Below are 18,733 nucleotides of genomic sequence, written 5' to 3'. Positions count from 1 at the left end.
GATGAACCGGGCCGTCGTGTCATCCCGTATCGATGCGGCGCGCGCCCGCGTGTCGCCGTCGCCCGCGCGCCGCGTATGGCAACGCTTCAGGCAGCAGCGCCTCGGCTACTGGAGCTTCGTGATCTTCTTCGTCGCGTTTGCCGCGAGTGTCGCGGCGCCGCTGTGGTCGAACGACAAGCCGCTCGTCGTGCGTTACGACGGCCAGTACTATTTCCCGCTGTTTCATGCGTATCCGGAGACGACCTTCGGCGGCGATTTCCCGACCCCGGCCGACTATCTCGATCCGTATGTGCGCAAGCGGCTCGAGGCGCCGGGCAACTTCGTCGTCTACCCGCCGAACCGCTACTACTACGACACGCTGAACTACTTCTCGAACGTGCCGAACCCCGCGCCGCCGTCACGCGCGAACTGGCTCGGCACCGACGCGCAGGGGCGCGACCTGCTCGCGCGGCTCGTGTACGGGTTCCGCGTGTCGGTCGAGTTCGGGCTGATCCTGACCGTGATCGGCACGCTGCTCGGGATCGCCGCGGGCGCCGTGCAGGGCTTCTTCGGCGGGCGCATCGACATCGTCGGGCAGCGGCTGATCGAGATCTGGAGCTCGCTGCCCGAGCTGTACCTGCTGATCATCTTCGCGTCGATCTTCGAGCCGAGCTTCCTGCTGCTGATCGTGCTGCTGTCGCTGTTCGGCTGGACCGGGCTCGAGGATTACGTGCGCGCGGAATTCCTGCGCAACCGCACGCAGGACTACGTGCGCGCCGCGCGCGCGATGGGGCTCACGAACTGGCAGATCATCTGGCGCCATGTGCTGCCGAACAGTCTCACGCCGGTGATCACGTTCCTGCCGTTCCGGATGAGCGGCTCGATCCTCGCGCTCACGAGCCTCGACTTCCTCGGGCTCGGCGTGCCGCCGCCGACCCCGAGCCTCGGCGAGCTGCTCGCGCAGGGCAAGGGCAACCTCGACGCGTGGTGGATCTCGCTGTCGACCTTCGGTGTGCTGGTCGCGACGCTGCTGCTGCTGACCTTCATGGGCGACGCGCTGCGCAACGCACTCGACACGCGGATCGCCGATTCGGTGCGCGCGGCGGGAGGCCAGCGATGAGCGAAGCGGTCGTATCGACGCAGCCTGAACCGCTGCTGGCGCTCGAGCATCTGCATGTGCGCTTCGGCGACACCGTCGCGGTGGACGACGTGACGCTCGCGATCGGCCGCGGCGAGCGCGTCGCGCTGGTGGGCGAGTCGGGGTCGGGCAAGAGCGTGACCGCACTGTCGATCCTGCGGCTGCTGCGCGACGCCGACGTAAGCGGCGCGATCCGCTTCGCGGGGCAGGACCTGGCGGCCAGGAGCGAGCGCGAGATGCGCGGGCTGCGCGGCTCGGACATCGCGATGATCTTCCAGGAGCCGATGACCGCGCTCAACCCGCTGTATACGATAGGCGTGCAGATCGGCGAGACGATCGTGCTGCACGACGGCGTATCGGCCGTCGAGGCGCGCAAGCGTGCGATCGCGCTGCTCGCGCGCACGGGCATCGCGGAGCCGGAGAGGCGCGTCGACAGTTATCCGCACCAGTTGTCGGGCGGCCAGCGGCAGCGCGCGATGATCGCGATGGCGCTCGCCTGCCGGCCGCGCCTGCTGCTGGCCGACGAGCCGACCACCGCGCTCGACGTGACGATCCGCGCGCAGATCGTCGATTTGCTGCTGGAACTGCAGCGCGAGGAAGCGGAAAAGCGCGGGATGGCGATCCTGCTGATCACGCACGACCTGAATCTCGTGCGGCACTTCGCGGATCGCGTCGCGGTGATGGAGCATGGCAAGCTGGTCGAAAGCGGGCCGGTCGAGCGGATCTTCGCGGAACCCGAGCATCCGTATACGCAGCGGCTGCTGAACAGCCGGCCGCAACGCGCGGTCGCGCCGGTGATGCCGATCGCGCCGGTCGTGCTCGATGCGCACCACGTGAGCGTGCAGTTCGCGCGCAAGCGGCCGGGCATCGCGGGCTGGTTCGGCTCGGTGCCCGTGACGGCCGTCGCGGACGTGTCGGTGTCAGTGCGGCAGGGCGAGACGCTCGGCATCGTCGGCGAATCGGGGTCGGGGAAGTCGACGCTCGCGATGGCGCTGCTCGGCCTGCAGAAGACGGCCGGCGGCACGATCGAATTCCAGGGGCGCGCGCTGTCGACCTATCGCGGCCGCGAACAGACCACGCTGCGCTCGAACATGCAGGTCGTCTTTCAGGATCCGTTCAGTTCGCTTTCACCGCGCCACACGATCGAGCGGATAGTCGGCGAGGGGCTCGAACTGCATCGCCCGGACATGACGCCCGATGCGCGCCGCGCGAAGTCGCTCGCGGTGCTGCGCGAAGTCGGCCTCGACCGCACGGTGCTGCACCGTTATCCGCACGAATTCTCGGGCGGGCAGCGCCAGCGGATCGCGATCGCACGCGCGCTGGTGCTGGAGCCGCGCATCCTGATCCTCGACGAGCCGACCTCCGCGCTCGACGTGTCGATCCAGCAGCAGGTGCTGAAACTGCTCGCGAATTTGCAACAGAAATACAACCTCGGCTATGTGTTCATCAGCCATGACCTGGAGGTGATCGGGGCGATGGCGCACCGCGTCGCGGTGATGCAGGACGGGGCCGTCGTCGAGTCGGGAGAGGTGGCCGACATCTTCACCAGGCCGTCACATCCTTACACACAAAAGCTGTTGAAAGCGGTCTGGAAAGCGTGATAGGCCACCAATGGTCTGACTATCTCGATTGTATTTATTAATTTGTTTTGACAAACGATTACGCGCTGGCTAGTATCGACCGAAATTTTCCGCCAATCAGCTGATTTTTAAGCAAATTCCATCGACCAATGCAGCATCGATCCCTGACCCAGGCATGCGCGCGCACCATCGCCGGGCTGTTCATCGGCGCCCTGTTTGCAGCAGCTCCCGGCGCGTTCGCCGACGAAGTCAGCAGTTTTAACCAAAATGCCACGAATTCGACGCAGAACGCGTCGAATTCCTCCCTCCAGCAGACCAGCGCGCAGCCGTCGAGCGGCGGCGCGAAGTCGTTCCTCGCCGGCATGGCCGGCAAGGCAGGCGACGTGGTCGTCGGCGCGCTGAACATGATCGGCGTGCGTTATCGCTGGGGCGGCAACTCGCCGGATTCGGGCCTCGACTGCAGCGGCTTCGTGCGCTACGTGTTCCAGGACACCCTCGGCATGTCGCTGCCGCGCCGTGCGGAAGAGATGAGCCGCGTCGGCGAGAAGGTGAGCATGAGCAACCTCAAGCCGGGCGACCTCGTGTTCTTCAACACGATGCGCCGTACGTTCTCGCACGTCGGCATCTACATCGGCGACAACAAGTTCGTGCACTCGCCGTCGACGGGCAGCACCATCCGCGTCGACGATCTCGACAGCGGCTACTGGGAAAAGCGTTTCACCGGCGCGCGCCGGCTTGAATCGGAGTTCCCGATGAAGCCGGAAGACCTGCGTCAGCGCGTGCGCGCGACGATCGGCGACGATTCGGCGAACGGCAACAACTGACGTTCGACGGCCAGTCCGGCCGGATCAAAAAAAACCCTGTCACCGAAAGGAGGCAGGGTTTTTTGTTTTTGGGGTGGTGCAAACGGCGAGCTGAAAGCCGTTCCGCCGTTGGCGGCCGGCGGTGCGCGCCGGCCTGCGCATCGCGTGCTTACGCGACAGCCGCGCCGCGCGCTGCCGCGAGCTTGCGCTGCAGCTCCGGCATGATGCGCGCGACGGCTTCCTCGCCCGCGAGAATCGCCGCGTTGCGCTGGTTGAAGTCGCTGCCGCCCATGGCCGCGAGGTTCGGGCGGATCACGACGTCCGCGTACTTGTCGAGCTCGTAGGTCTTGATCGTCTGGCCCATGATCGTGAAGGTCTGCAGCAGCATCTCGATCGGGTTGTTGGTTGCGGCGCCGTCCGGCCGGGCCGAGATGTCGACCGCGATCACGAAGCTCGCACCCATCTTGCGCGCGTACGACGCGGGCACGGGGCTCACGAGGCCGCCGTCGACATACTCGCGGTTGCCGATCTTCACCGGCTCGAACACCGACGGCACGCTGCACGACGCGCGCACCGCGAGCCCCGTGTTGCCTTGCTGGAACAGGATCGGCTGGCCGCTCTGCAGGTCCGTCGCGACGACGCCGAGCGGCTTCGCCATTTTCTCGATCGGCCGGTTGTTGAGCGTCTTGTTCAGGAAGTTCTGCAGCGCCACGCCCTGCAGCAGCCCGCGCGAGCGGAACGGCAGCGCCCAGTCGCTGATCGCCGCCTGATCCATGTCGAGCGCGATCTTGTTGATCTGCAATGCGCTCATGCCCGATGCATAGAGTGCGCCGACCACCGAGCCCGCGCTCGTGCCCGCGACGATTTCGACCGGGATGCCGCGCGCCTCGAGTGCTTTCAGTACGCCGATATGCGAAAAGCCGCGCGCGGCGCCACCGCCGAGCGCGATGCCGATCTTCACGGGCTTTTCCTGCGGCAGTGCCGTGCCGGGGCGGGATTTGTCGCCGAACGACGTACAGGCGGCGAGGCTGGCGGACGCGGCAGCGATCGTGAAGTGGCGGCGCGACAGGCGAGGGGACGACATCGAATGGTTCTCCGGCGGCTTGGCGGCGGGTTACACGGCCCGCGGCGGCGATAGGTTCCGAGCGGCCGCGCGGCAGGTTCCGTGCGGCCGGTGCCGCGCCGGCTGGCGGCCGCGGCGCGCACATCATAAAGCAAGCGGCGCGCTTGGCGCGATGTCCGGCGCGAGTATAATTCCGGCTTCTTTCCCGTTCCGGGCGTCGCCGGCCCCGTTGCTGTCCGGGCTGCCGCCGTCGATCCCGCGTCGAATCATTCATGCGCCCCAGGCGTTCGAGTTACCGTTTATGACCCGTCCTGTCCGTACCCGCTTCGCGCCGAGTCCCACCGGCTTCATCCACCTTGGCAACATCCGCTCCGCGCTCTATCCGTGGGCGTTCGCCCGCAAGATGAAGGGCACGTTCGTGCTGCGCATCGAGGATACCGACGTCGAGCGCTCGTCGCAGGAAGCGGTCGACGCGATCCTCGAGGGGATGCAATGGCTCGGCCTGGATTTCGACGAAGGCCCGATCTACCAGATGCAGCGGATGGACCGCTATCGCGAGGTGCTCGCGCAGATGCTGGAGAAGGGCCTCGCGTACCCGTGCTACATGTCGGCCGAGGAGCTCGACGCGCTGCGCGAACGCCAGCGCGAAGCCGGCCTGAAGCCGCGCTATGACGGCACGTGGCGTCCGGAGCCCGGCAAGGTGCTGCCGGAGCCGCCGGCTGGCGTGAAGCCGGTGCTGCGCTTCCGCAATCCGCTGACCGGCACGGTCGTGTGGGAAGACGCCGTGAAGGGGCGTGTCGAGATCTCGAACGAGGAACTCGACGACCTCGTGATCGCGCGCCCGGACGGCACGCCGATCTACAACTTCTGCGTGGTGGTGGACGACATGGACATGGGCATCACGCACGTGATCCGTGGCGACGACCACGTGAACAACACGCCGCGCCAGATCAACATCCTGAATGCGCTCGGCGGCGAGGCGCCCGTCTATGCGCACCTCCCGACCGTGCTGAACGAGCAGGGTGAGAAGATGAGCAAGCGGCATGGCGCGATGAGCGTGATGGCGTACCGTGACGCGGGCTTCCTGCCTGAAGCCGTCGTCAACTATCTCGCGCGACTCGGCTGGTCGCACGGCGACGCCGAGATCTTCTCGCGCGAGCAGTTCGTCGAATGGTTCGATCTCGAGCATCTCGGCAAGTCGCCCGCGCAGTACGACCACAGCAAGCTGAGCTGGCTGAACGCGCATTACATCAAGGAAGCCGGCAACGCGCGTCTCGCCGAGCTGGCCAAGCCGTTCCTCTCCGCGCTCGGCATCGACGATGCGGCGATCGCGACGGGCCCTGCGCTCGAAGCGGTGGTCGGGCTGATGAAGGATCGCGCGACGACGGTCAAGGAGATCGCGGAAGGCGCCACGATGTTCTACCGTGTGCCGGCACCGGAAGCCGATGCGCTTGCGCAGCACGTGACCGATGCGGTGCGCCCGGCGCTGGCCGATCTCGTCGCTGCATTGAAGGCGGCCGACTGGACGAAGGAAACCGTGTCCGCCGCGCTGAAGGCGACGCTCGGCACGCACAAGCTGAAGATGCCGCAACTCGCGATGCCGGTGCGTCTGCTGGTGGCGGGTACGACGCACACGCCGTCGATCGATGCGGTGCTCGTGTTGTTCGGTCGCGATGTCGTGGTGTCGCGTATCGAGGCCGCGCTGGCCTGAGGTTCGGGTGCGAGTGAAGCTGCCCGAGCGTGACATCGCGGCAGCTTCGCAAAAAATTTCGCTCGAATCGCAAAAAGGGTATTTACAAGTTCAAAGTAGCTCCATATAATCTCATTTCTGTTCTGCAAGGGGGTATAGCTCAGCTGGGAGAGCGCTTGCATGGCATGCAAGAGGTCAGCGGTTCGATCCCGCTTACCTCCACCATCAGAACAAGCTGGGTTGATTTTGGAAGCAGCAGTGGTAGTAATAAATGCTTCACAAAATGATTCAAAGCAGTTAAAATTTCGGCCTTCGCTGTTGATTGAAAAGTGAATAGCGAAAGTCAGACAGATCTGAAAAGATTTTGTCCCCTTCGTCTAGAGGCCTAGGACATCACCCTTTCACGGTGAGTACAGGGGTTCGAATCCCCTAGGGGACGCCAGATTCAGCGGCGTTTCGTAGAAATGTCGCAAAGCTTGCAGGAACGTAACCGACGTCCTGCAGGTGAGGGTAAGAAAGCTGGAGCGGTAGTTCAGTCGGTTAGAATACCGGCCTGTCACGCCGGGGGTCGCGGGTTCGAGTCCCGTCCGCTCCGCCAGAACGAAGCCCGTTCAAGACGTTTTTGAGCGGGCTTTTGTATTAAAGATGTAAGCAGTACGTTGTCCCCTTCGTCTAGAGGCCTAGGACATCACCCTTTCACGGTGAGTACAGGGGTTCGAATCCCCTAGGGGACGCCAGATTCAGCGGCGTTTCATGGAAGTGTCGCAACACATGCAGGAACGTGACGATGTCCTGCAGGTGGGAGTAAGAAAGCTGGAGCGGTAGTTCAGTTGGTTAGAATACCGGCCTGTCACGCCGGGGGTCGCGGGTTCGAGCCCCGTCCGCTCCGCCAGAACGAAGCCCGTTCAAAGAACGTTTTTTGAACGGGCTTTTGCATTAAAGGTGTAAGCAGTACGTTGTCCCCTTCGTCTAGAGGCCTAGGACATCACCCTTTCACGGTGAGTACAGGGGTTCGAATCCCCTAGGGGACGCCAGATTCAGCGGCGTTTCGTAGAAGTGTCGCAACGCTTGCAGGAACGTGACGATGTCCTGCAGGTGAGAGTAAGAAAGCTGGAGCGGTAGTTCAGTTGGTTAGAATACCGGCCTGTCACGCCGGGGGTCGCGGGTTCGAGTCCCGTCCGCTCCGCCAGAAAATGAAGAAGCCCGCCTTGTGCGGGCATTTTCATTTGCGTTCCCGGTTGCGCCCGCTGGCGGGCGCGAGTCTGCGGAGCGGAGGAAGCCGCCTGCGCGGCTTCCGGCGGGACTCGAAGGGATGCGCGTGCACGCGCATCCGCGGCCTGCAGGATGTGGGCGAGCCCCGTCCGCTCCGCCAGAAAAAGAAGAAGCCCGCCTTGTGCGGGCTTTTTCATTTGCGTTCCCGGTTGCGCCCGCTGGCGGGCGCGTAACTTCCGGTCATCCGGCGTCGAGCCGCTACGAGAAATCCGCGATTGCATCCGCACGCGACTGCGCTATCGTGGCGGGATGCGTTCTTGACCCCTGCGCGATGCTCGATCCGACCGACCTGCGACTCCTGTATCAGCTCCGGCCCGCGGAGGCTGGCGATTTTCCGTTTGCCGAAGCGCTGACGCACGGCAACATGGGCGGCTATTACAAGCGCCATGGGCTCGTGTGGCGCAGCGACCTGTTCTACGCGAGCTGGCGCGAATCCGAAAACTTCATCCTCGAGGCCGATGGCGAGCGCATCGGCGTGCTGCGCGTAACCGAGGAGGGCGACTCGCTGCACATCCGCGACGTCCAGATCGCGGCCGGCCATCGCGGGCAGGGCGCCGGCACCTACATGCTCGACATGTCGCATCGCTGGGCGCGTGCGCGCGGGCTGCACGAACTGCAACTGCGCGTGTTCGTCGACAATCCTGCCGCGCGTCTCTACCTGCGCATGGGCTATCAGGTTGCCGGGTCGCGGCTCGCGCAACTTGGCTCGATCCGCCACATGGTGCGGCCGGTCTGAAGATCCGACGACCCGACGACCCGGAACCAGGCGTTCAGCGGACAGCGCCGATCGCGTCGTCGTCCGGGGTTTCGTCGTCCGCGAGCCTGCCTTCCGGGCCGCGGTGCTCGTAGCCGCGCAGCATGAATGCGCGCGGGCTTTCGCCGAATGCACGCCGGAACATTGCCGAAAAGGCGCTCTGGCTCTGGTAGCCGAGTTCGCGCGCGATATGCGACAGCGGGCGGCCCTGGTTCAGCAGCGGAATGGCTCGCGCCAGCAGCGCCTGCTGGCGCCACTGCGAAAAGCTCACGCCGAGTTCCTGCTTGAAGAGCCGCGAAATCGTGCGCGTGCTCGCGCCGACCTCGCTTGCCCAATGTTCGAGCGACTCCGCGTGCGCCGGATGCGCGAGTACCGATTCGCACAGCATGCGCAGCCGCTTTTCGTCGGGCATCGGTACGGCGAGCGGCAGCGGTTCGGCGTGGCTCAGTTCGTCCAGCACGAGCCCGCACAGCAGGCGCTCGCGCGCAGTGCTCAGGTCGCGCGCGTCGAGCGCGACGATCAGTTCGCGCAGGAGCCCCGTCACTTCGACGACGCGGCACGCGTCGAGCCCGTCCGGCACGATCGACTCGTCGATATACAGCGTGCGCAAATACGCCTCTTCGACGATCACGACCTCGTGCGTCACGCGCGGCGGCACCCAGATCGCGCGGGACGGCGGCACCATCCAGGTCGTGCCGGTCGTCGCGACGCGCAGCACGCCGCGCGACGCGTACGCGAGCTGCGCCCACGCATGCGTATGCAGCGGGATGCGATGCCCGGTATTGACCTGCCGTGCGCGCACGCGCATCGGATGGATGGCGGTCGGTGCGAACTCGGGCGGAATGTCGATGACGTACGGGTTCGGTACGTCGGCTTGGAACGGCGGATTCATGGACGATTCGGGCAGCGCGGCGGCGATGCCGTTATTGTAGAAGGCGCCGCGAAAGCGCATGCGGCGGTTTGTCGGGCGATCATGCCGCGTTCGAATGAACTTTGTGTGGAGGCCTGGCGATTTTGGCCCGGCGCCGGGTGCGCGTGCGGGGTCGAACCATCGGGCCGGTATCGTGGTCTATCGATGCGCGGGCGATTTCGCACGAATCGCGCGCGAACACGGCAACATGCGAATCAAAGAGGAGAACCACGATGCGTTACGTATTCGTCTACGGCACCTTGAGAAACGGAGAGGCCAACGACATTGGCCACGCGGCCGCCAGGCACGGGATTGCCGCGCCGACGCTGCTCGGCGCCGCCGCGCTGCCGGGCGAACTGTACGATTTCGGTACGTATCCGGGGATGATCGCCGGGTCGGCCGGCAAGTCGCTGGTCTGGGGCGACGTCTACGAGGTCGACGACCAGCTCGTTCCCGTGCTCGACGAAATCGAGCGCGTCTACCCGGGCGTCGACTCGCTGTTCAAGCCGGAAGAGGTGACCGTCGAGCTCGGCGGCCGGCAGTACGCCTGCCTTTACTATCCGGTCGCCGCGCACGCGATTGCCGGGCGTCCGCGCATTGCGTCGGGCGACTGGGTTCAGCACCGGCGCGAGCGGGAAGCCGTCTGACCGGTTGCGTGGCAGTTGGCCCCGCCGCTAAAGAAAAAGCGCCCCTGAGTGAACTGAGGGGCGCTTTTTTGATGCCGTGATCGCATGCGACCGGCGCCGACGCAGGGCCGGCACCGATCGCAGCGGGCAGCTACGTCAGATTTCCTCGTACAGCGGCAGCGTCAGGAATTCGGTGAAGCCTTCCGACGTCGACATCTGCTCGAAGATCGCCGCGGCGCGCTCGTACGGCTGCGTGTTGCCGCCGACCGAGCGCTTCACGTTGTCGAGCTCGGCCTTCGCGAAATCACGCACGAGTTCGGCCGTGACCTTGCGGCCGTCGTCGAGCACGCCCTTCGGCGAACGGATCCATTGCCACACCTGCGACCGGGAGATCTCGGCCGTGGCCGCATCTTCCATCAGGTTGTGGATCGGCACGCAGCCGTTGCCGTCGAGCCATGCGCCGAGGTAGTGGATCCCGACGTTGATGTTGTTGCGCAGGCCGGCTTCGGTGATCGGCGCCTCGGGCTGGAAGTCGAGCAGGTTCTTGCCTTCGACCTGCACGTCGTCGCGCTGCTTCGCGATCTGGTTCGGCTTGTCGCCGAGCACCTTGACGAACTCTTCCATCGCGATCGGCACGAGGCCCGGGTGCGCCACCCAGCCGCCGTCGTAGCCGTCGGTCGCGTCGCGCTGCTTGTCCGAGCGCACGCCGCCCATGGCCTTGTCGTTCGCTTCCGGATCGTTCTTGATCGGGATCAGCGCGCTCATCCCGCCGATCGCCGGCGCGTTGCGCTTGTGGCAGGTCTTCAGCAGCAGGAGTGCGTATGCGCGCATGAACGGCACCGTCATCGTGATCTTCGAACGCTCGGCGAGGCAGAAGTCGCGGTCGTTCTTGAACTTCTTGATGGCCGAGAAGATGTAGTCCCAGCGGCCGGCGTTCAGGCCCGAGCTGTGTTCGCGCAGTTCGTACAGGATCTCGTCCATCTCGAACGCGGCAAGGATCGTCTCGATCAGCACCGTCGCGCGGATCGTGCCGCGCGGCACGCCGACGCCTTCCTGTGCGGCGACGAAGATGTCGTTCCACAGGCGTGCCTCGAGATGGCTTTCCATCTTCGGCAGGTAGAAGTACGGGCCCGAGCCGCGTGCGAGCAGTTCCTTCGCGTTGTGGAACAGGAACAGCGCGAAATCGAAGATGCCGCCGGACACGCGCTGGCCGTCGACCGTCACGTGCTTCTCGTCGAGGTGCCAGCCGCGCGGACGCACGATCAGCGTCGCGACCTTGTCGTTCAGCTGGTACGACTTGCCGTTCTGCTCGAGCGAGATCGTGCGGCGCACCGCGTCCTTCAGGTTGATCTGGCCGTCGATCTGGTTCGTCCAGCTCGGCGCGTTCGAATCCTCGAAGTCCGTCATGTACGAATCCGCGCCCGAGTTCAGCGCGTTGATGATCATCTTGCGCTCGACGGGGCCCGTGATTTCGACGCGGCGGCATTGCAGGTCGGCCGGCAGCGGCGCGACCTTCCAGTCACCTTCGCGGATCGCCTTCGTCTCGGCCAGGAAGTCGGGGCGCTCGCCCGCGTCGAGGCGTTTCGTGCGCTCGACGCGTGCCTGCAGCAGTGCCTGGCGGCGCGGTTCGAACGTACGGTGCAGCGCCGCGACGAGTGCGAGCGCTTCGGGCGTCAGGATTGCTTCGTAACCCGGCTTGATTTCGCCGGTGATCGCCATGCCTTGCGGCAGCGTGATCGGGGTGCTCATGAGTCTCATCTCCTTGGTCGGTCAGTTGCGGTTTCGGTGAAGGGGGAAGGCGGCAGCGCTGCGAACGTCATGCACCCGGGCTGGGGCGCGTGCGGTTTGCGGGTCTGCCGGACGGAGCCGGGGTGGCGAGGAATGCGAGCAGGTCGGCCATGCTGGTGCCCGTGCCGTCGGGCGGCGCGCCGAGTTCCTCGGCGGGCGCGCCCGTGCGGTTGAGCCAGAACGTCGTGTAGCCGAACCAGACGGCGCCGGCGACGTCCCATGCGTTCGACGACACGAACACGATGCCGCGCCGGTTCGGTCCGAACGCGTCGGTGCCGAGCGCGTAGGCGGCCGGGCTCGGCTTGTACGCGCGCACGGTGTCGGCCGACAGCACGCGATCGAACAGCCCGGACATGCCGGCGCTCTTGATCGCGATGTCGAGCATCTGCGGCGTGCCGTTCGACAGGATCCCGAGCGGCGGGCGCGGGTCGAGCGCGCGCAGCTTGCGCAGCGCGGGCACCGTATCGGGATAGGTGGACAGGCACGCGTATTCGTCCATCAGCCGCTTCTCGGCCGCACTGTTCAGCGCGAGCCCGAGCCGGCGCGCGGCGAACCGCAGCGCATCGAGCGTGATGTCCCGGAACGGGCGATAGCGCGCGCCGGCCGGATCGGCGAGCGTGCGCAATTGCGAGTATTCGATTTGCTTGCGTCGCCACAGCTGCGACAACCGTTCCCCGTGACCGGGAAACATCTGTTCCGCCGCGGCCAGGACCGCACGCACGTCGAACAACGTGCCGAATGCGTCGAAGAGGATTGCGTCGGGAGAGGAGAGTGTCGTTGTGGCCGACATAGCCTTGCGCTCCAGTTTCAGAGGTCAGCTGAATTCTATTCGTGATCGTATGCGCTAAAAAAGACGCTAATCATCACTTGATCTTTTACTTTCATATACCTAATCTGGAGCGGTTTACGCTATTTGAAGGGCGGCAGCGCCGCCCGTGCGAGTCATGGACCGGTTCAAGCAGATCGAAACGTTCGCTGCGGTCGCGGCGAAGGGCAGCCTGTCGGCGGCCGCGCACGCGGAAGGCGTCGCACCGGCGATCATCGGCCGCCGCCTCGACGCGCTCGAGGAGCGGCTCGGCGTGAAGCTGCTGGTGCGCACGACGCGCAAGCTCACGCTGACGTTCGAGGGCTCGGCGTTCCTCGAGGATTGCCAGCGCGTCATCAACGACATGCAGAACGCGGAGGCGAGCGTGTCCGCCGGCGGCGTCAAGGCGAGCGGCCACCTGCGCATTTCCGCGCCGGCCGGCTTCGGCCGGCGGCACGTCGCGCCGCTCGTGCCCGAATTCAGCGTCGGCCATCCGGATGTATCGGTCACGCTCGACTTGTCCGACCGGATGGTCGACCTCGTCAACGAAGGGTTTGATTGCGCGGTGCGGCTCGGCGAGCTGCCCGACTCGTCGCTCGTGTCGCTGAAGCTCGGCGAGAATCGCCGCGTGTGCGTCGCCGCGCCCGCGTATCTCGTGCGGCGCGGCACGCCGGCCACGCTCGCGGAATTGGCGCGGCACAACTGCCTCGCGCTCGCGGCCAACGCGAACCAGCAACGCGGCTGGGCGTTCCAGGAGGACGACAAGGTCGTGTCGATTCGCGTGAACGGCACGATGGAATGCTCGGACGGCGCGGTGCTGCACGAGTGGTGCCTCGCCGGTCACGGCCTGGCGTGGCGCTCGTGGTGGGAGGTGGGTGACGACATCGCGGCCGGCCGGCTCGTCAGCGTGCTCGACGCATTCGCCGCGCCACCGATCGGCATCCACGCGGTGTTTCCGCAACGCCGGCATCTGCCGCTGCGCGTGCGGCTGTTTCTCGATTACCTGAAGCACACCTACGAACAGCCCGGGTATTGGGGCGAATAGGCCGCGCATCCCCGCGCGTTTCCGATATGAGGGCGAACCCGCTGCCGGCGCCGGTTGGGCGGTTTCGCGCACTACACTCGTAGGAGGCATGACCGACGCGTCGCGGCCGGCTCGGATGGGATCGCGGCGTGCGGAGTGCGATTGACGAAGGAGGGCGCGATGTTCCGGCACATCCTCGTTCCAACCGACGGTTCCGAACTGTCGCAGAAGGCAATCGACGGCGCGATCGACCTGGCTCGGGCGGTCGGTGCACGTGTGACGGCCTACGCGTGCCTGCCGCAGTATCCGTACTCGCCGTTTTCCGAAGTGATCATCGAGCCGCCCGCCGATTTCCGGGCGCGCAGCGAGCGCGAGGCGCGCGCGCATCTCGACGAAGTCGAATCGGCCGCGAAGGCGGCCGGCGTCGACTGCGACACCTGGACGAGCGTGCATCCGTCGCCGTATCTCGGCATCATCGAGGCGGCCGAACGCGGCGGCTGCGACGTGATCTTCATGGCGTCCCACGGACGCCGCGGGCTCGGCAGCTTGCTGATCGGCAGCGAGACGCAGCGCGTGCTGACCCATACGAAAATTCCGGTGATCGTCTATCGGTAGGGCGGCGCCCTGGAAAAAGGGCGCGCCGGACGGAGCCGGCGCGCGTCGTTGCTGGCGGCCCGCAGGCCGCGCGGCCGGTCGCGCGATCGGTATCGCGCGCCTGCCGTCTCCTCCCTGATTTTTGTTCGGTGGCCGATGCCGCGCCGTCGCGAGACGGGGGCGGACATCGGCATGACGCGTGGCGCGTCGTGTCCTGCTTATGCGACCTTCTTGCCGTCGAAGAACTGCTCGTCTTCGGTCGAGCCGTGCAGCGCGGTGGTCGATGCTTCGCGCTCGACCGTCTGCGTCACTGCGTCGAAGTAGCCGGTGCCGACTTCGCGCTGGTGCTTGACGGCCGTGAAGCCCTTGTCCGCCGCAGCGAACTCGGCCTGCTGCAGTTCGACGAACGCGCTCATCTGCGTGCGGGCATAGCCGTGCGCGAGGTTGAACATCGAGTAGTTCAGCGCATGGAAGCCGGCCAGCGTGATGAACTGGAACTTGTAGCCCATCGCGCCGAGTTCCTTCTGGAACTTCGCGATCGTTGCGTCGTCGAGGTTCTTCTTCCAGTTGAACGACGGCGAGCAGTTGTACGACAGCAGCTTGCCCGGGAACTGCTTGTGGATCGCTTCCGCGAACTTCTTCGCGTACTCGAGATCCGGCTTGCCCGTTTCGCACCAGACCAGGTCGGCGTACGGCGCGTATGCGAGACCGCGCGAGATCGCCTGCTCGATGCCCGGCTTCGTGCGGAAGAAGCCTTCCACCGTGCGCTCGCCCGTCAGGAACGGCTTGTCGTTGTCGTCGACGTCGGACGTGATCAGGTCGGCCGCTTCCGCGTCGGTGCGGGCGACCAGCACGGTCGGCGTGCCCATCACGTCGGCCGCGAGACGCGCTGCCGACAGCTTCGCGACGGCTTCGCGCGTCGGCACGAGCACCTTGCCGCCCATGTGGCCGCACTTCTTCACCGAAGCGAGCTGGTCCTCGAAGTGGACGCCCGACGCGCCGGCTTCGATCATCGCCTTCATCAGTTCGAACGCATTCAGCACGCCGCCGAAGCCGGCTTCCGCGTCAGCGACGATCGGTGCGAAGAAATCGACGTAGCCTTCGTCGCCCGGGTTCTTGCCTTCCGACCACTGGATCTGGTCGGCGCGCGTCAGCGTGTTGTTGATGCGCTTCACGACGAGCGGCACCGAATTTGCCGGGTACAGGGACTGGTCCGGGTACATTTCACCCGCGACGTTCGCGTCGCCGGCCACTTGCCAGCCGGACAGGTAGATGGCCTTCAGGCCGGCCTTCACCTGTTGCATCGCCTGGTTGCCGGTCAGTGCGCCGAGTGCGTTGACGAACGGCTCGTTGTTGATGAGGCTCCACAGCTTTTCCGCGCCGCGCTTGGCGAGCGTGTGCTCGATCGGGATCGAACCGCGCAGGCGGACCACGTCCTCGGCCGAGTAGCTGCGCTTGGTGTCCTTCCAGCGCGGATCGGTTTCCCATTGCTTTTGCAGTTCCAGTGCCTGTTGCTGACGCGACATGATGAGCTCCTTGATGCGGTGCGATGCCTGATGGGTTGACTCTGACGGTGAGGCTGTTCTCGAAGCCGGGAGCGGTGTGTTCCGGTTCGTGAGGTCTTGTATAAGAGTCTAGGCAAATCGACCGGAGCGGGACAGGGGGCTTTCCGAGGAGTGGGGTAAATTTTTAGTTGTTTTAAATCAATATCTTGAAATTGAAATTTCGGGATAAGAAATGCTTTTTCCCATCCCGCAATCGCCTGGGTTGTGCCACGCAGCATGATTTTTTACGACACAAAAAAATTTTCCGCATCGTGAAATGTGGGGCGGGGCGAAAAAAAACCGGCGCAGATGCGCCGGTTGGCTGGATGGGCGGGGCGGCTATTCGCCGGTTTGCCCTCCGTGGGGCGGCCGGTGGCCGCCCGTGCGTGCTTACGACGCGGAGTTGCTGCGACGCGGGCCGCCGCTGCGCTGGCCGTCACGACGCGGGCCGCCGTCACGGCTGCCGCCCGGCTTGCCGCTCCAGCCGCCGCCATTGCCGCCGCCGTAGCTGCGGCCGTTGCCGTTACCGTTGCCGCCATAACCACCGCCCGGCTTGCCGCCGAAACGGCGACCGCCGTTACCGCCACCCGGACGGCCGCGGCCGCCGTTGCCGCCGTTGCGCGGGGGTGCCTTGCGCGGCTCGAAACCTTCGACCACGTTGACCGGCAGCGGCGAGCGCACGAAGCGCTCGATGCGCTTGAGCGCGCCTTGCTCGGCGTGGTGCACGAGGCTCACCGCGGTGCCCGAACGGCCCGCACGGCCGGTACGGCCGATACGGTGCACGTAGTCTTCCGCGAACTTCGGCAGGTCGTAGTTGAACACGTGCGTGATGCCCGGGATGTCGATGCCGCGTGCCGCGACGTCGGTGGCAACCAGCACGCGCACGCGGCGCTCGCGCAGCGCACGGATCGTGCGGTTACGCGCGCCCTGCGGCAGGTCGCCGTGCAGCGCGGCCGATTCGAATCCCGCGTCGGCGAGGCGGCCGGCCAGCTGGTCGGCGTCGATCTTGGTTGCCGTGAAGATGATCGCCTGGTCGAGCGCGTCGTCGCGCAGCAGGTGATCGAGCAGGCGATCCTTGTGATCGCGGTCGTCGACGTAGTGCACGGTCTGCGCGATGTTCGTACGCGATTCGAGGCGCTGCTGGATCTCGATGCGTTCCGGATCCTTCAGCAGGCGGCCCGTCAGCGAACCGATCTTGCCGTCGAGCGTGGCCGAGAACAGCATCGTCTGGCGCGACTCGGGCGTCGCGGCGACGATCGTTTCGATGTCGTCGATGAAGCCCATGTCGAGCATGCGGTCGGCTTCGTCGAGCACGAGCATCTTCAGTTCGGACAGGTCGATACGGCCGCGCTCGAGGTGGTCGAGCAGACGGCCCGGCGTTGCGACCAGGATTTCCGGGTTCTTCGCGAGCAGCATCAGCTGCTGGCCGTAGGCGACGCCGCCGAGGATGCTGACCGTGCGCAGACGCTTCAGGTGCTTGCCGTAGGTCGATGCGGCCGTGGTGACCTGCATCGCGAGTTCGCGGGTCGGCGTCAGCACGAGCAGGCCCGGGCGCGCGACGGGTTGCGGGCGGCGCACGCGGCGATCGCCCTGGTTCGGTTCGCGCGGCGCGCGCGGTTGCTGCGCCTGCGCCTTCTGGAGCTGCGCGAAACGTTCGATCGCGGGCAGCATGAATGCAGCGGTCTTGCCCGAACCGGTCGGGCTCGAGACCAGCAGGTCGCGGCCGGCGATGCCGGCCGGAATCGCGCGCTGCTGGACCGGCGTCGGCTTTACATAGCCGGCGGCCTGCAGCGCGGAGACGATCTCCGGCGACAACCCGAGCGACGCGAAGCTCGGCTCGTCCGACGCCGGTTCGACCGCGGCCGGTGCGGCGGCGTCGTCGAGACCGAGCGCCTGGTCGGCGATCGCGTTGAGCGGGCTGGAGTTGATGCTCGAAGTCATAACAATCCTTGAAACACAGTGGGTGAAACGTCGGCGCCAATCGCGCATACCCAAGTCGTCGGATTCAGCGAGCAAATCGGGAAACGGGTGCAATCCGCCGAACCTTCAGCGGATGAGGCATTAGAAGCTGTTTTGGGTGCGGCGCGCTTCAGGAGCGGGGCCGCCAGCCTGATAAGTGACGACCGCGAAGGTCGAAGCAGGAGGGGACAGGTTCTAAACCGGATTGGAGCTTAACGCTACGAGGCGTCAGGCCGGACGGCTTGCGAGCCGAGCGCGGAGGGTGACGCAGGCCGCATTATAAAGAGATTTGCTGCGCTGCGCCACTGATTTGATTGCCTATTGCGGCAAGGGGCGATTCGGTCAGGAAGCCGTGCCGTTCTTCAGCGATTCGACGAGTTCGACGTACTGCTGCTTGGCCGCGTCCTGCGACGTGCCCTTCAGCGCATCCCATGCGTCGTACTTGTATTTGCCGACGATGTCGGTGAAGCCCGGCTTGTCGCCATGGGCGTCGCCGTCGGTCGCCTGCTTGAAGAGCGCGTACAGGCGCAGCAGGGTCAGGTTGCCCGGACGTTCCGTCAGTTGCTTGACGTCGATCTGGGCCTGGTCGAATTGGGCGGTGAGTTCGCTCATCGGGTGTCTCCGTAAGGGTTTCAGGTCGGGCGATCTTAACAAGCGGACCGCCGCGCGGGGTCGAGCGATCCTTCCAAACCGCCACCGGCGCGGCGCACGCGCACGGATCGGGCCCGATCGCCCGTGGGAGCGGGGCGCCGCATTACAATGTCGCCCATGACGCAAACAGTGCTCCTCGCCATCGATACGTCGACCGAATACTGCTCGGTCGCGCTGCTGCGCTCGGCCCACGCCGATGACGCCGTTTCCACCCCGCAAACCTGGGTCCGCCACGAGCTGACGGGCGCCGTGTCGAGCACGCGCGTGCTGCCGGCCATCCAGGAGCTTTTCGCCGAATCGGGGCTGACGCTCGCCGATTGCGACGCGATCGCGTTCGGCGCGGGCCCCGGCTCGTTCACGGGCCTGCGCACCGCGACGGGCATTACCCAGGGTCTCGCGTTCGGGCGCGGGCTGCCGGTCGTGCCGATCGGTACGCTGCTCGCGTGCGCCGAGCACGCGCGGCTGCGCGCGCCCGGCACGACCCGCGTGCTTGCCGCGCTGGATGCGCGAATGGACGAAGCCTACTGGGCGGATTTCGCGTGGGACGACAGCA

16 protein-coding genes and 7 tRNA genes are annotated in these 18,733 nt (G+C 65.8%); 16 read left to right on the top strand and 7 right to left on the bottom strand.

Annotated elements, in window-relative coordinates; genetic code table 11:
• Position 1 precedes the first annotated feature (1 nt).
• From G3O06_RS06910 to G3O06_RS06900, 3 genes are all read left to right on the top strand, one after another.
• Positions 2 to 1,099: an ABC transporter permease gene (locus tag G3O06_RS06910; protein ID WP_174918708.1), complete on the top strand. Its 1,098-nt coding sequence runs from the start codon at positions 2 to 4 to the stop codon at positions 1,097 to 1,099.
• Complete coding sequence (locus G3O06_RS06905) at positions 1,096 to 2,718, top strand: dipeptide ABC transporter ATP-binding protein (protein WP_205815517.1); 1,623 nt, start codon at positions 1,096 to 1,098, stop codon at positions 2,716 to 2,718. Before G3O06_RS06910 ends, G3O06_RS06905 begins: the two co-directional genes overlap by 4 nt.
• A 128-nt stretch (positions 2,719 to 2,846) precedes the next feature.
• Complete coding sequence (locus G3O06_RS06900) at positions 2,847 to 3,521, top strand: C40 family peptidase (protein WP_174967341.1); 675 nt, start codon at positions 2,847 to 2,849, stop codon at positions 3,519 to 3,521.
• A gap of 148 nt (positions 3,522 to 3,669) precedes the next feature.
• Here the strand turns inward: G3O06_RS06900 and G3O06_RS06895 are convergent, their stop codons facing one another.
• Complete coding sequence (locus tag G3O06_RS06895) at positions 3,670 to 4,584, bottom strand: patatin-like phospholipase family protein (protein ID WP_174987399.1); 915 nt, start codon at positions 4,582 to 4,584, stop codon at positions 3,670 to 3,672.
• A 280-nt stretch (positions 4,585 to 4,864) separates the two neighbouring features.
• Between G3O06_RS06895 and gltX the strand changes: the two genes are divergently transcribed.
• From gltX to G3O06_RS06850, 9 genes are all read left to right on the top strand, one after another.
• Complete coding sequence (gltX, locus tag G3O06_RS06890) at positions 4,865 to 6,274, top strand: glutamate--tRNA ligase (RefSeq protein WP_205815516.1); 1,410 nt, start codon at positions 4,865 to 4,867, stop codon at positions 6,272 to 6,274.
• A gap of 128 nt (positions 6,275 to 6,402) precedes the next feature.
• Positions 6,403 to 6,478 (top strand) — tRNA-Ala (locus tag G3O06_RS06885).
• A 141-nt stretch (positions 6,479 to 6,619) separates the two neighbouring features.
• A tRNA-Glu gene (locus G3O06_RS06880) sits at positions 6,620 to 6,695 on the top strand.
• A 79-nt stretch (positions 6,696 to 6,774) separates the two neighbouring features.
• Positions 6,775 to 6,851, top strand: a tRNA-Asp gene (locus G3O06_RS06875).
• 63 nt (positions 6,852 to 6,914) lie between these two features.
• Positions 6,915 to 6,990: transfer RNA gene (locus tag G3O06_RS06870), tRNA-Glu, on the top strand.
• 78 nt (positions 6,991 to 7,068) lie between these two features.
• Positions 7,069 to 7,145, top strand: a tRNA-Asp gene (locus G3O06_RS06865).
• Positions 7,146 to 7,211: 66 nt separating this feature from the next.
• Positions 7,212 to 7,287, top strand: a tRNA-Glu gene (locus tag G3O06_RS06860).
• Positions 7,288 to 7,365: 78 nt separating this feature from the next.
• Positions 7,366 to 7,442: transfer RNA gene (locus G3O06_RS06855), tRNA-Asp, on the top strand.
• Between the two features lie 354 nt (positions 7,443 to 7,796).
• A complete protein-coding gene (locus G3O06_RS06850) occupies positions 7,797 to 8,261 on the top strand; it encodes a GNAT family N-acetyltransferase (RefSeq protein WP_027787064.1) in 465 nt (154 codons plus the stop codon).
• A 34-nt stretch (positions 8,262 to 8,295) separates the two neighbouring features.
• Here the strand turns inward: G3O06_RS06850 and G3O06_RS06845 are convergent, their stop codons facing one another.
• Complete coding sequence (locus tag G3O06_RS06845) at positions 8,296 to 9,171, bottom strand: helix-turn-helix transcriptional regulator (RefSeq protein ID WP_174998008.1); 876 nt, start codon at positions 9,169 to 9,171, stop codon at positions 8,296 to 8,298.
• A 251-nt stretch (positions 9,172 to 9,422) separates the two neighbouring features.
• On the opposite strand from G3O06_RS06845, the gene G3O06_RS06840 reads away from it, so the two are divergent.
• On the top strand, positions 9,423 to 9,836 hold the full coding sequence (locus G3O06_RS06840) for a gamma-glutamylcyclotransferase family protein (RefSeq protein WP_174967344.1): 414 nt from the start codon (positions 9,423 to 9,425) through the stop codon (positions 9,834 to 9,836).
• Between the two features lie 135 nt (positions 9,837 to 9,971).
• On the opposite strand, the gene aceB is transcribed toward G3O06_RS06840, so the two are convergent.
• Both aceB and G3O06_RS06830 read right to left on the bottom strand, forming a co-directional pair.
• Positions 9,972 to 11,564, bottom strand: coding sequence for a malate synthase A (gene aceB / locus G3O06_RS06835; protein ID WP_174979629.1), 1,593 nt, complete (start codon positions 11,562 to 11,564; stop codon positions 9,972 to 9,974).
• 67 nt (positions 11,565 to 11,631) lie between these two features.
• Positions 11,632 to 12,393 carry a haloacid dehalogenase type II gene (locus G3O06_RS06830; RefSeq protein ID WP_174944894.1) on the bottom strand — a complete coding sequence of 254 codons (762 nt, stop codon included), beginning with the start codon at positions 12,391 to 12,393 and terminating at the stop codon, positions 11,632 to 11,634.
• Between the two features lie 154 nt (positions 12,394 to 12,547).
• On the opposite strand from G3O06_RS06830, the gene G3O06_RS06825 reads away from it, so the two are divergent.
• Both G3O06_RS06825 and G3O06_RS06820 read left to right on the top strand, forming a co-directional pair.
• Positions 12,548 to 13,453, top strand: a complete 906-nt coding sequence (locus G3O06_RS06825) for a LysR family transcriptional regulator (RefSeq protein WP_174918771.1) — start codon at positions 12,548 to 12,550, stop codon at positions 13,451 to 13,453.
• Between the two features lie 159 nt (positions 13,454 to 13,612).
• Positions 13,613 to 14,047 (top strand): universal stress protein, encoded by a 435-nt coding sequence (locus G3O06_RS06820; protein WP_031399397.1) that lies wholly within the window; start codon positions 13,613 to 13,615, stop codon positions 14,045 to 14,047.
• 197 nt (positions 14,048 to 14,244) lie between these two features.
• Here G3O06_RS06820 and aceA read toward each other — a convergent pair whose 3' ends face one another.
• The 3 genes from aceA to G3O06_RS06805 form a co-directional block, all read right to left on the bottom strand.
• The gene (gene aceA / locus G3O06_RS06815) at positions 14,245 to 15,552 is read right to left on the bottom strand and encodes an isocitrate lyase (RefSeq protein ID WP_174918772.1); all 1,308 of its coding nucleotides are present in this window, start codon (positions 15,550 to 15,552) and stop codon (positions 14,245 to 14,247) included.
• A gap of 408 nt (positions 15,553 to 15,960) precedes the next feature.
• The gene (locus G3O06_RS06810) at positions 15,961 to 17,511 is read right to left on the bottom strand and encodes a DEAD/DEAH box helicase (protein WP_174918773.1); all 1,551 of its coding nucleotides are present in this window, start codon (positions 17,509 to 17,511) and stop codon (positions 15,961 to 15,963) included.
• Positions 17,512 to 17,871: 360 nt separating this feature from the next.
• Complete coding sequence (locus G3O06_RS06805; RefSeq protein WP_128850775.1) at positions 17,872 to 18,141, bottom strand: acyl-CoA-binding protein; 270 nt, start codon at positions 18,139 to 18,141, stop codon at positions 17,872 to 17,874.
• Positions 18,142 to 18,288: 147 nt separating this feature from the next.
• Between G3O06_RS06805 and tsaB the strand changes: the two genes are divergently transcribed.
• Positions 18,289 to 18,733, top strand: a 445-nt coding sequence (gene tsaB, locus G3O06_RS06800) for a tRNA (adenosine(37)-N6)-threonylcarbamoyltransferase complex dimerization subunit type 1 TsaB (RefSeq protein WP_205815515.1), incomplete at its 3' end; no start/stop codon positions are given.

This window comes from Burkholderia sp. Ac-20345 (assembly GCF_017104825.1).
In the GTDB taxonomy this organism is placed as follows: Bacteria; Pseudomonadota; Gammaproteobacteria; order Burkholderiales; family Burkholderiaceae; genus Burkholderia; species Burkholderia lata_B.
The sequence above is the reverse complement of the archived record's forward strand: the minus strand, read 5'-3'. Positions and strand labels throughout refer to the sequence as shown.